This is a genomic window from Methylopila henanensis, assembly GCF_042681025.1.
Lineage (GTDB): Bacteria > Pseudomonadota > Alphaproteobacteria > Rhizobiales > Methylopilaceae > Methylopila > Methylopila henanensis.
This window is the reverse complement of the sequence record NZ_JBHUER010000010.1, coordinates 372310-383851: the sequence shown is the minus strand read 5'-3', so window position 1 is coordinate 383851 and position 11542 is coordinate 372310. Positions and strand designations below refer to the sequence as shown.

9 protein-coding genes are annotated in these 11542 nt (G+C 71.9%); 3 read left to right on the top strand and 6 right to left on the bottom strand.

What is annotated here, in order from left to right:
• The first annotated feature begins 4 nt into the window (after nucleotides 1-4).
• The 3 genes from ACFSCV_RS14925 (at nucleotide 5) to ACFSCV_RS14915 (ending at nucleotide 3859) form a co-directional block, all read left to right on the top strand.
• Entirely contained in the window at nucleotides 5-1618 is a 1614-nt protein-coding gene (locus tag ACFSCV_RS14925) for a phosphoenolpyruvate carboxykinase (protein ID WP_378800750.1), read from the top strand.
• Nucleotides 1619-1689: 71 nt separating this feature from the next.
• Entirely contained in the window at nucleotides 1690-2181 is a 492-nt protein-coding gene (locus ACFSCV_RS14920) for a DUF3617 domain-containing protein (protein WP_378800363.1), read from the top strand.
• Nucleotides 2182-2383: 202 nt separating this feature from the next.
• Nucleotides 2384-3859, top strand: coding sequence for a methyl-accepting chemotaxis protein (locus ACFSCV_RS14915; RefSeq protein ID WP_378800362.1), 1476 nt, complete (start codon nucleotides 2384-2386; stop codon nucleotides 3857-3859).
• Nucleotides 3860-3861: 2 nt separating this feature from the next.
• Here ACFSCV_RS14915 and ACFSCV_RS14910 read toward each other — a convergent pair whose 3' ends face one another.
• The 6 genes from ACFSCV_RS14910 to ACFSCV_RS14885 form a co-directional block, all read right to left on the bottom strand.
• Nucleotides 3862-5343, bottom strand: a complete 1482-nt coding sequence (locus tag ACFSCV_RS14910) for a helicase HerA domain-containing protein (RefSeq protein ID WP_378800361.1) — start codon at nucleotides 5341-5343, stop codon at nucleotides 3862-3864.
• Nucleotides 5344-5449: 106 nt separating this feature from the next.
• A complete protein-coding gene (locus ACFSCV_RS14905; RefSeq protein WP_378800360.1) occupies nucleotides 5450-7432 on the bottom strand; it encodes a DEAD/DEAH box helicase in 1983 nt (660 codons plus the stop codon).
• 162 nt (nucleotides 7433-7594) lie between these two features.
• Nucleotides 7595-8452, bottom strand: coding sequence for a hypothetical protein (locus ACFSCV_RS14900; RefSeq protein ID WP_378800359.1), 858 nt, complete (start codon nucleotides 8450-8452; stop codon nucleotides 7595-7597).
• A 219-nt stretch (nucleotides 8453-8671) separates the two neighbouring features.
• Nucleotides 8672-10114, bottom strand: a complete 1443-nt coding sequence (locus ACFSCV_RS14895; protein WP_378800358.1) for a sodium:proton antiporter — start codon at nucleotides 10112-10114, stop codon at nucleotides 8672-8674.
• Between the two features lie 119 nt (nucleotides 10115-10233).
• Nucleotides 10234-10872, bottom strand: coding sequence for an NrsF family protein (locus tag ACFSCV_RS14890; RefSeq protein ID WP_378800357.1), 639 nt, complete (start codon nucleotides 10870-10872; stop codon nucleotides 10234-10236).
• Complete coding sequence (locus ACFSCV_RS14885; protein WP_378800356.1) at nucleotides 10869-11420, bottom strand: sigma-70 family RNA polymerase sigma factor; 552 nt, start codon at nucleotides 11418-11420, stop codon at nucleotides 10869-10871. Before ACFSCV_RS14885 ends, ACFSCV_RS14890 begins: the two co-directional genes overlap by 4 nt.
• Between the last annotated feature and the right edge of the window lie 122 nt (nucleotides 11421-11542).

Sequence of the window (11542 nt, the reverse complement as noted above, 5' to 3'; positions counted from 1 at the left end):
GATGTTGCGACAGATCGGCGAGTGGAACGAGGATCACGGGGCCGAAACCTTCGGCTTCGTGGATCTCGCGGGGCTCAACTGGAACCTCGAGACCCCGGTGCTGATCGAGCGCTCGCTTCGCCGCGGCGAAGCCCAGCTCTCGGCGACCGGCGCGCTCGCGGCCGAGACCGGAGCCCACACCGGCCGCTCCCCGAAGGACAAGTTCATCGTCCGCGACGAGACCACCGAGGACACGATCTGGTGGGACAACGCCGCGAGCCTCACCCCTGAGCAGTTCGAGACTCTGCGGCAGGACTTTATCGCGCATGTCCGCGGCCGCGAGCTGTTCGTGCAGGATCTCTACGGCGGCGCGGACCCCGCGCATCGGCTCTCGACCCGCGTCTACACTGAATACGCGTGGCACTCGCTGTTCATCCGCACCATGCTGATCCCGCCGGAGCGGGCGGAGCTGCCGCGCTTCGCGCCCGAGCTCACCATCGTCGACCTGCCGTCGTTCCGGGCCGATCCCGAGCGCCACGGCGTGCGCTCCCCGACCGTGATCGCGCTCGATCTCGCCCGCGGGATCGTGCTGATCGGCGGCACGGCCTACGCCGGCGAGATGAAGAAGTCGGTGTTCTCGGTGCTCAACTACCTGCTGCCGGAGCGCGGCGTGATGCCGATGCACTGCTCCGCGAACGTGGGCGAGAAGGGCGACGTCGCGGTGTTCTTCGGCCTCTCCGGCACGGGCAAGACCACGCTGTCGGCCGACGGCCAGCGCCAGCTCCTCGGCGACGACGAGCACGGCTGGGGCCCGGAGGGCGTGTTCAACTTCGAAGGCGGCTGCTACGCCAAGACCATCCGCCTGCGCCCCAAGGCCGAGCCCCAGATCGCGGCGGCGCTGCGCCGCTTCGGCGCGGTGCTCGAGAACGTGCCGCTCGATCCCGTCACGCGGCTGCCGGACTATGACGACGGCTCGCGCACCGAGAACACCCGCGGCGCCTACCCGCTGCGCTACGTCAAGGGCGCGAGCCCGACGGGCCGCGCCGGCCAGCCGAAGAACATCGTCATGCTGACCGCGGACGCCTTCGGCGTGATGCCGCCGATCGCGCGGCTCACCCCGGCGCAGGCCATGTACCACTTCCTGTCGGGCTACACCGCCAAGGTGGCCGGCACCGAAACCGGCGTGAACGAGCCGCAGGCGACCTTCTCCACCTGCTTCGGCGCGCCGTTCATGCCGCGCCCGCCGCAGGTCTATGGCGAGCTGCTGAAAAGCCTGATCGCCGAGCACGACGTCGACTGCTGGCTGGTGAACACCGGCTGGGCCGGCGGCGGCTACGGCGTCGGCCAGCGCATGCCGATCGCGGCCACCCGCGCGCTGCTCGCGGCCGCGCTCAGCGGCGAGCTGAAGCAGGCCGAGACCTATGTCGACCCGAATTTCGGCTTCGCGGTCCCGACCGAGGCGCCCGGCGTCGACCCGGCGCTGCTCAGGCCCCGCGAGGGCTGGGCCGACAAGGCGGCCTACGACGCCGCCGCCCGCCGCCTTGTGGAGATGTTCCGCCAGAACTTCGGGCGCTTCGACGAGGCGGTCGACGCCGAGGTGCGCGACGCCTCGCCGTCGTTCCGCGCCGCGGCCGAATGAGATCCCTGGCATAGGTTCGCCGCCGCGTCGCCCTATGTGACGTCGCCTGTCGATCGACGAGAGGCGAACCCATGAGAGCGATCATCCTTGCGGCCCTCATCGCCGCGCCGGCCGGCGCGGCGGCCGCGGACGAGGTGCCGCACCGGGCGCCCGGCCTGTGGGAGTCGGTCAGCACGTCCGACGACGGCGTGACCAAGGCGCGGCAGTGCGTCGGCGAAGACACCGACCGGCTCGCCAAGCAGGCGGTCGGCGGCCAGAACTCCTGTTCGAAGAACGTCGTGACCCGGACCGCCGACGGCTACGCCACCGAGACGCTGTGCAAGGTCGGCGCGGTCACGGCCGAGGGCAAGGGCGCGATCACCGGCGACTTCCAGACCACGGTCCGGATCGAGACCGTCACGGTGCTGACCGGGCTTCCCGACCAGTCGACCCCGCTCACCCGCAAGACGGTGATCGAAAACCGCCGCATCGGCGACTGCCAGCCGGGCCAGAAGCCGGGCGACATCATCCTGGAGGACGGCACGGTCGCGCCGACGCCGGGCACGCCTGCGAAGCCGCAGTAGACGCCGGTCAGTCCGGCGTTGCGGATGGCCTTGAACGTGGCGCAAGCGCAAATCCGCGGGCGAAGACTTCGGGTCGTTCTTGCTGTGACCGATCACAGTCAATTGAGGCGGCTGTCTTAATCAGGTCTTGCGCACTCTCGGTTTTGGGGGCGGGCGATCGAGCGTCCGGCGCTGCCCCGTGCGAGCGGCGGGGGCTGCGACGATGTTCCAGACAAGACAGGCTGCCGACCGGGAGGCGCGCCTCGCGGCGCTCGACCGCGTCCAGGGCGTGATCGAATTCGATCTCGCGGGGAATGTGCTCTCCGCGAACGACGCGTTTCTCGCCGTGGTCGGCTACGGTAGGAGCGAGGTCGTCGGTCGGCATCACGCGATGTTCGTGGAGCCGGCCTACGCCGCGTCGCCCGACTACGCCGCGTTCTGGAGCCGCCTGCGCTCGGGCGCGTTCGAGGCGTCCCAGTTCAAGCGCATCTCGAAGACCGGCGACGAGATCTGGATCGAGGCCTCGTACAACCCCGTGCTCGGGCGCGACGGAAAGCCTTACAAGGTCATCAAGTTCGCGACCGATATCACCCGCCAGAAGGCGGAGGACGCCGACCGCGCCGGCCAGATCGCGGCGATCGGCAAGTCGCAGGCGGTGATCGAGTTCACGCTCGACGGCGTGGTGCTGACGGCGAACGACAACTTCCTCGCCGTGCTCGGCTACCGGCTGGACGAGATCGTGGGCCGACGCCATGCGATGTTCGTCGAGCCGGCCGAGCGCGACAGCGCCGAATACGCCGCGTTTTGGGCCCGGCTGAAGCGCGGCGAGCATCAGGCGGCGCAGTACCGCCGCATCGGCAAGGACGGCCGCGAGATCTGGATTCAGGCCTCCTACAACCCGATCCTCGACGCCTCCGGGCGGCCCTATAAGGTGGTGAAGTTCGCGACCGACATCACCGAACAGGTGCGTCTGCTCGCCAATCTCCAACGGATGATCGACCGCAACTTCTCCGAGATCGACGAGGCGGTGGCGCGCTCGGCCGACGAGGCCGGCGGCGCGCTTCACGCCGCGGCTGCGGCGACCGGCGATGTCCAGACCATGGCGGCGGCGGCCGAGCAGCTCGCCGTCTCGGTCGCCGAAGTGTCGGAGAGCATGTCGCGCTCGCGCGGCGCGACCGACGACGCTTTTGAGCAGACCAGCGCGGCGACCGACTTCACCCGCCGCCTGTCGGAAGCGGCCTCCGCCATGGGCGGCATCGTCGCGCTGATCCAGAACATCGCGGCGCAGATCAACCTGCTCGCCCTCAACGCCACGATCGAATCGGCCCGTGCGGGCGAGGCGGGTCGCGGCTTCGCGGTGGTGGCGCAGGAGGTGAAGAACCTTGCGACGCAGGCCGCCCGCGCCACCGACCGCATCGGCGCCGAGATCGCCGGCGTCCAGACCTTGTCGACCGACGTCGTCCAGACGCTGGAGGCGATCCGGGGCTCGATCGAGATCATGCGCGGCTCGGTGGTCGCGACCGCCGCTGCGGTCGAGGAGCAGAGCGCGGTGACGCGCGACATGTCCGTCAACATGCAGGGCGCGGCGCGCTCGGTCGCCGACATCTCCGGCGCCATCGACCAGATCTCGCGCGCGGTCGGGCAGGTCTCGAGCGCCGTCACGACCACCCGCGACGCCGCCCGCGTGCTGGCGCGGTAGGCTCAGGCGGTCTTGGCCAGCGCGTCGGGGAAGCCCGGCGCGGTCTGCCAGCCGAGATCCGGCAGCATCACGATGCGCGCGCCGCGCATGTCGGCGGCGCAGGTGAGGAAGCCGCGCTCCTCCATATAGGCCAGCAGCCGCCGCGCCCGGCCGGGCGAGCGGGTGCCGTAGGCGCGGGCGATCTCGCCGTCGGAGGGGCAGGGCGCCTTGGTGAGGGCGGCCTTCGCCACCAGCAGGAACACGCCGCGCACGTCCTCCGGCAGCGATGCGGCGACCAGCGTCGCCTGCTCCCAGTCGGAGGCCTCGACCGAGGCGTCGTCGACGCCGGCCTTGGCGATCGCGAGCTCGCGGCGGAAGCGCGGCAGGTCAGGCGCCTCGCCGGGAAGCCGGGCGATGCGGCAGCGGACGAGGAAGTCCTGATAGAGCGCCGAGACCGGCTGGAAGCTCGCGTCCGGCTCCGCGACGATCGCGGCCATGATCTCGGCGATGGTCTTCTCGCGCTCGGCGTCGGCGAACAGGTCGACGCGGGCTTCGGGAGCCGCCGCGGCGGCCGCCTCGCGCGTGCGGGCGAGCTGCGCCAGCACGTCGGCGGTGGAGGCGGCGGACGCCGCCGCGCGCGGCAGGCTCTCGCCTTCCGAGGGGCGGAAGATCAGCCCGGCAGCGTCCTCCGCCGGCTTTTCCGGCAGGGGCGTGAGCTTCGGGCTGCCGCCGCGGCCCTCGGACTGCACCGTGCCGATGCGGATCGCCTCCGGCTTGCGGCCGATCGCCGGGCCGAGCCCGACGAAGGCGCCGCGGTCGAGGTTGCGGAACGCCTCGGCCTGCCGCCGCTCCATCCCGAGCAGGTCGGCGGCCCGCGCCATGTCGATGTCGAGGAAGGTGCGGCCCATCAGGAAGTTGGAGGCTTCCGCCGCCACGTTCTTGGCGAGCTTCGCCAGACGCTGGGTCGCGATCACGCCGGCGAGCCCGCGCTTGCGGCCGCGGCACATCAGGTTGGTCATGGCGGCGAGCGACTGGCGGCGGCTCTCCTCGTCGGCGTCGCCGGAGGCGGCGGGCGCGAAAAGCTGCGCCTCGTCCACCACCACCAGCATCGGATACCAGACGTCGCGGTCGGCCTCGAACAGGCCGTTCAGGAACACGGCGGCGGCGCGCATCTGGCGGTCGACGTCGAGCCCTTCGAGGTTCAGCACCACCGACACGCGATGGCGGCGGACGCGGTCCGCGATCATGGCGAGGTCTCGCTCGCAGCCGGCCGCGTCCACCACCACATGGCCGAAACCGTCGGCGAGGGTGACGAAGTCGCCCTCCGGGTCGACGACGCATTGCTGCACCCAGGGCGCGCTCTGCTCCATCAGCCGGCGCAGCAGATGCGACTTGCCCGAGCCCGAATTGCCCTGCACCAGCAGGCGGGTCGCCAGCAGCTCCTCGAGGTCGAGGACGGCGCGCTGGCCGTTGCCCCGCGCGCCGATGTCCACGCTCACCGTCATGCCGGCCTGATTCCCGCTCCCGTCGCCGTGTCAGGGGAGGGGACGGTCCGCGATCGCGGCGCACAAGTCCACGCCGCCGCGCCGTCGTCCCCAGAGAAAGCGCGTGTCAGCCGTCGGCGAAGCGGCGGCCGCGATGCGGCTTCTTGGCGGGGCCGCCGGTCGGCTTGCGCGGGCCGGACGGCCGCTCCGGCCGCGGACGGTCGCGCGTCGCGGCGCCGTGGTGGCCGTGGGCGGGCTTGTCGCGGAAGGTCCGCGCGCCCTGCGTCTCGCTTGGCGCGTCAGAACGGGGGCGCTTCACGTAAGGCGCGGGCGCCCGGGCGGCGGGCTCGCGCGCGGAGGCCGCGTTCATCGGGTCGTAGCCCGGCTTGGAGCCGTAGTCCGGCCGGTCCTGCCGGGGACGGTCGAACTTCTGCGCGTCGAAGCGCGGGCGGGGGGCCTTGCGGGGGCCGGGCTCGCGCGCGCCGGGCGCCTCGGCGCGGGAGATCGCGACGTCGCCCTTCTCGGCGCCGAGCGCCATCGCGGCGAAGCTCTCCGCGGCCGCGGCGGCGATCTCGACCTTGGTCTCGCCGTCGAAGATGCGGATCGCGCCGATGTCGTCGCGGGTCACCCCGCCGCGGCGGCAGATCAGCGGCAGCAGCCATTTGGGATCGGCGTTCTGCTTGCGGCCGACGGCGAGCCGGAACCACACGCCCTCGCCGAACGGCCCGCGCGGCGCGCGGGGCTCGGAGCCGGCGCGCTCGAAACGGTCGGCGCCGGCGCCCTTGCGGACCACGGCGGGACGCTCGCCGGGATCGCTGACCTCTTCCGGCGCCGGCAGGTGGGCGCGGTGGAGCCGCGCCAGCGCGACCGCCATTTGCTCGGGCGTCAGCCGGGCGGCGAAGGCCTGCGCCAGCGCGAGATCCTCGTCGGTCGCCGGATCGGTGAGCGCGGGCGAGGCCAGCAGCCGCTCCTGGTCGAGCGCGCGGATCTCTTCCGCCGTGGGCGGGCCGCTCCAGATCGGGGTCACGCCGGCGTCGACCATCAGGGTCTCGGCCTTGCGCCGCCGCGAGGTTGGGACCAGCAGGACGCTGACGCCCTTGCGGCCCGCGCGGCCGGTGCGGCCGCTGCGGTGCTGGAAGATCTCGGCGTCGTGCGGCAGCTCGGCGTGGATGACGAGGCCGAGCTTCGGCAGGTCGATGCCGCGGGCGGCGACGTCGGTCGCGACGCAGACCTTGGCGCGTCCGTCGCGCAGCGCCTGCAGCGCGCGGTTGCGCTCGTTCTGGCTGAGTTCGCCCGACAGCGACACCGCGTCGAAGCCGCGCTCGGCGAGCGTGGCGTGCAGCCGGCGCACGCTCTCGCGGGTGGCGCAGAACACGATCGCGGCCTCGGAGTCGAACTGCCGCAGCAGGTTCACCACCACATGGCCGGACTCGCGCGGATGCACGCGGACGGCGCGGTGCTCGATGTCGGCGTGGGCGCGGGTCGCGCCCGCGATCTCGATGCGGGCGGCGTCGCGCTGGAAGCGGCGGGTGATCGCGATGATGTCCTGCGGCAGCGTGGCGGAGAACAGCAGCGTCCGCCGCTTCGGCGCCGCGGCCTCGAGGATGAATTCGAGGTCCTCGCGGAAGCCGAGGTCGAGCATCTCGTCGGCCTCGTCCAGCACGGCGGCCTTCAGCCCCGAAAGGTCGAGCGCGCCGCGTTCGATATGGTCGCGCAGCCGGCCCGGCGTGCCGACCACGATGTGGGTTCCGAGCTCCAGCCGCCGCCGCTCCGCGCGCGGGTCCATGCCGCCGACGCAGGCCGTGACCCGGCCGCGCGCCTCGGCGTAGAGCCAGCGCAGCTCGCGCTCCACCTGCATGGCGAGCTCGCGGGTCGGCGCCACCACCAGGGCGACCGGGCGGCCGGCCTCGCCGAGGAACTCCGCGCCGTCGAGCAGCGTCCCGCCCATGGCGAGGCCGTAGGCCACCGTCTTTCCGGAGCCGGTCTGGGCCGAGACCAGCAGGTCGCGCGCCTCGAGGCCCTCGGCCAGAACCGCGTTCTGGACGGGCGTGAGCTCCGCATAGCCGCGGGCGTCGAGCGCGCGTGCGAGCGGGGCGGCGAGGTCGGTCATGGACAAAGGCGGATCGCTTTTCGAACGGCGGGCGGACAACGCGAAGAGACGCCGCGGACGGTTGTCGTCCGCGGCGTCTCTTCGCCGGATTTGGCCCGATCTTGCGTGTGGCCGCCCTGATACCGCGTTTCGCGCCGCGGCGCCACCTTGCGCCCTATGGCGTCAGCGCACGGCCATCATGCCGTCGTCGGGGGGCGGGGCGTAGGCGGCGTCCATGTACGCGCCGCCGACGTCGCCGCCGCGGGCGTAGGAGGCGTTGGCGCAGATCTCCTCGCTCGAGGCCGGCGGCTCGCCCGGACGGGGCGGGCGCGCGAAGCCGTAGCGCCCGCCGCAGGCCGCCACCTGCGGCGGGCGGGCGGTCGCGTCGAAGATGTCGTGGCCTTCCTTGAGCATGGCCCAGAACGGCATGTTCGGGTTGTCGGCGTGCCGCGCCATGTTCGCGTCGGTCATGCGGAAGGGGAACGCCTGGAACGGCACCGCGCTCTGGCCGCTCAGCAGCGCCTCGCGCACCAGCGCATAGATCTCGTGCATGTTCTTGTGGGTCATGGCGTAGCAGCCGACCGACTTGCAGCCGCCATGCACCATCAGATGGCTGCCGGTGCGGCCGAGCGAGCGGTCGAAGGCGTTGGGGAAGCCGATGTTGAAGGCGAGGTGGTTGCGCGAGTAGGGGTTCAGCCCGCCCGCGGTGATGGCGTAGAAGCCCTCCGGCGCCTGCCGGTCGCCCTCGCGCAGCTTGGGGCCGAGCTTGCCGGAGAAGCGGCAGATCTCGTAGGAGCGCAGCAGGCCGTAGCGGCCGTTGCGCTCCTGCTTCCAGACCTCCAGCACCGCCTCCTGCTTGTAGACCCGGATCAGTATCGGCGCCTGGCGCGGCATGTCGTTCTCGCGCATCAGGCTGACCGTCTGGTACGAGACCGCGCCGGTCTTGACCTTCTTGACGCGAGGGCTGGACGAGCAGCCGGCGAGGATGAGGGCGAGCGCCGCTGCGACGGCGAGGGTGAGGCCCGGCGACCTTGAACGCATGTCGTCTGCTCCGCGGCCCGGCCTCGGCGCGGGGGCGCCGAACGCGGCTCAGGCCATCGCGGCCGGCAATCACGCGCCGCCCGCGGCGACCCTTTCGACACACACGCGCCGAAAAAAGGATCGTCCGCTAACTTCGCCGGATTCCGATAACGTCCGGTAAACCGCTTGAGGCGACGCGCTCGTTTCGCGCCCGGACGTGATTCTGAAGCCGTCCGCCCCTCACCAATCGAAGAACAACAGCGTCAGCAGCACGAAGCAGGGGCCGAGCACGCCCCAGGACCAGACCATGTAGCCGAAGAAGCTCGGCATCGCGACGCCGCGGCTCTTCGCGATCGCGAGCACCATGAAGTTGGGCGCGTTGCCCACATAGGTGAGCGCGCCCATGAACACCGCGCCGCCGGAGATCGCGACGAGCGTCGAGGCGAGCGGCCCCATCAGCTCTGTGGCGTCGCCGCCGGCGAGGTTGAAGAACACGAGATAGGTCGGGGCGTTGTCGAGCACGCTCGACAGCAGGCCGGTGAGCCAGAAATAGGTGGCGTCGCTCGGGGCGCCGTCGGGCCGCGAGACCAGCGCGATCAGCGGCGCCGCCGCGCCCTCGGTTCCCGCCTTCAGGATCAGCAGCGCCGGGATCAGCGTGGTGAAGATCGCCGCGAACAGCTTGGCGACCTCGCGGATCGGCTCCCAGTCGAAGCCGTTGCGCTCGCGCAGCTCCGCCGGCGTGATCTTCAGCGAGACCAGCGCGAGCCCGACCAGGATCACGTCGCGGGCGAGCGCCTGCAGCGTGACCTTGGTCCCGAACACGTCGAACACGACGCCGGAATCCCACAGCCCGCTCATCAGGATCGCGGCGATCACGCCGGCGAGCAGCGGCAGGTTCCGCAGCCCCTTCAGCGCGAGCCGGCTGTCCGGCGTCGGATCGGGCTTCGGGATCGCCGGCTCGCGCGAGAAGAACCAGCGGTCGAGCAGGTAGAAGCCCGGCAGCAGGATCGCGACCAGAACCGCGGTCTCCTTGGCCATGTGGGTCGTGGTCCAGAAGAAGTCGACGCCCCGCAGGAAGCCGAGGAACAGCGGCGGGTCGCCGAGCGGCGTCAGCGAGCCGCCGATGTTCGAGACCAGGAAAATGAAGAAGATCACCACATGGGCGTTGCGCCGGCGGTGGTCGTTCGCCCTGAGCAGCGGCCGGATCAGCACCATCGAGGCGCCGGTGGTGCCGATCACGCTCGCGAGCAGCGTGCCGACGGCGAGCAGCGTCGTGTTGAGCGCGGGCGTGCCGTGAAGGTTGCCGGCGACCAGAATGCCGCCCGAGATCGTGAACAGCGAGAACAGCAGGATCACGAACGGGACGTATTCGCCGAGCGCCGCGTGGACGAGTTCGGTCCCGACCGGGCCGGGACCTTCGACGAGCGCGAACGGCGCGAGCAGCGCCAGCGCCCAGCCGGCGGCGATCTTGCCATAGTGGTGGTGCCAGAGACGCGGGGCCGCGAGCGGCAGGATCGCGATCGACAGCAGCATGCCGAGGAGCGGCAGCGTCCAGACCAGCGACAGCCCGGCGCCGTCCACATGGCCGTCGGCTGCCGCGGCGAACGCTGGGGAGGGCGCGGAGAGCGCGGCGGCGAGGATGATCGCGGCGGGGAGAAGCGGGCGCGGGGCGCGTGACGTCATGGGGCGGCGGGCTCGGCGTCGGGACGCCCAGAGGTAGCCTGCGCGCCGCCGCAGGCCAACCAGAACCGGACGGCCGCGGCGTCCCGCCGGCCCGAAGCCTCAGCGGGCCGGCGAGGCCTTCACCACCGCAACAGCCGGCCGCCGAGAACGGCGCCGGCGCAGGTGACGATCGCGACCGCGGCCGAGTACCAGACGGCCACGAACAGCGGCGAGTCGTCTGTGCAATGCGCGGCGTAGAAGGTCGCGGCGATGGCGCCTGCGAGCAGACCGGCTGCGGCCCCAGCGGCGGCGGGCGAGGACGGCGCGCCGCGCCTGAGCGCGACGAGCAGCAGGCCGAGCGGCGCCGCCGCGATCAGCGGGATGTAGGTCAGGCACACCAGCGCGTTGCGGCCGATCATGCGGGCCGCCCAGCTCGCCTCCGGCGTCATGTTGAGCTCGGCGGCGAGGCCGAGCGCCAGCAGGGTCAGCGCCGCGCCCAGCGCCGCCTTCGCCGGCCCGGTCGGGGCCGCCGGCCGCGACAGGCGGAGCACGAGCGCGGCGGCGGCCGCGGCGAAGGCCGTCGTCACCACGAACTTGAACGGAAAGCGCAGCGTGCCGAGGGAGGCCATGAAGTCGGGCCGGGGCCCGAGCTGGATCATGAAGACGAGCCCTGCGGCGACGACCGCGGCGAGGGTCGCCAGCGCGAAGACGCGCGTCAGCCGGACGGGCGGCGTGGCCGCGTCCTGCGCAAGCGCTCCGATAAGCTGGTCGGTCCTCATTCCCTGAAGCTCCTGTAGGCGGCGGACAGCGCGCTGAGCCCGCGATGCAGGGCGACGCGCACGGCCCCTTCGCTCATTCCGTATCTCGCGGCGGTCGAGCGGATGTCGTCGCCGTCGAGCGAGATAGCCTTCACCACATCGTGCTGCCGGCCCTTGAGCACGCCGATCAGCTTCTCGGTTTCACGCGGCGTCAGCCCGTCGTCCTCCGCGGGCGCGGGCAGGACCTCCGCCAGTTCGTCGATCGGCACGTCGACGCGCCGTCCGCGGCGCCTCAGCGAGTCGATCAGTTTGTTCCGCGCGATCGTCGCGGCCCATGGGCCGACCGGCTGCGCGGGATCCCATGTGCCGCGCTTCAGGTGGATCGCGAGCAGCGCCTCCTGAAGCGCGTCCTCCACGTCGTCCGAGCCGAGCCGGTAGGCCGAGGCTCGCCGCCGGAGCACGCCGCGCAGGAAGCCGGCGAGTTCTTCGAGCAGCCGCCGATAGGACGAGGCGTCGCCGGCTTCCGCCGCCGCGAGCCATGCCGCCCAGTCGCCCTCCCTTTCGTTCACGCAGCCTCCCTCTGGCTCTTTACGCAGCCGGGCGGCGAAGCGTTACACGCTTCAAGCGCCTCATTTCCCAACGTTTTTTTTAGCGTGAAGACGTAACGGGCCCGCAGCTCCACGCGAACTCC

Bases quoted from the DNA above. Each gene is read 5' to 3' on its own strand.
- ACFSCV_RS14910 (WP_378800361.1), bottom strand. From the start codon at position 5,343: ATGACGGTGAGCGTGGACATCGGCGCGCGGGGCAACGGCCAGCGCGCC.
- ACFSCV_RS14915 (WP_378800362.1), top strand. From the start codon at position 2,384: ATGTTCCAGACAAGACAGGCTGCCGACCGGGAGGCGCGCCTCGCGGCG.
- ACFSCV_RS14890 (WP_378800357.1), bottom strand. From the start codon at position 10,872: ATGAGGACCGACCAGCTTATCGGAGCGCTTGCGCAGGACGCGGCCACG.
- ACFSCV_RS14920 (WP_378800363.1), top strand. From the start codon at position 1,690: ATGAGAGCGATCATCCTTGCGGCCCTCATCGCCGCGCCGGCCGGCGCG.
- ACFSCV_RS14900 (WP_378800359.1), bottom strand. From the start codon at position 8,452: ATGCGTTCAAGGTCGCCGGGCCTCACCCTCGCCGTCGCAGCGGCGCTC.
- ACFSCV_RS14905 (WP_378800360.1), bottom strand. From the start codon at position 7,432: ATGACCGACCTCGCCGCCCCGCTCGCACGCGCGCTCGACGCCCGCGGC.
- ACFSCV_RS14895 (WP_378800358.1), bottom strand. From the start codon at position 10,114: ATGACGTCACGCGCCCCGCGCCCGCTTCTCCCCGCCGCGATCATCCTC.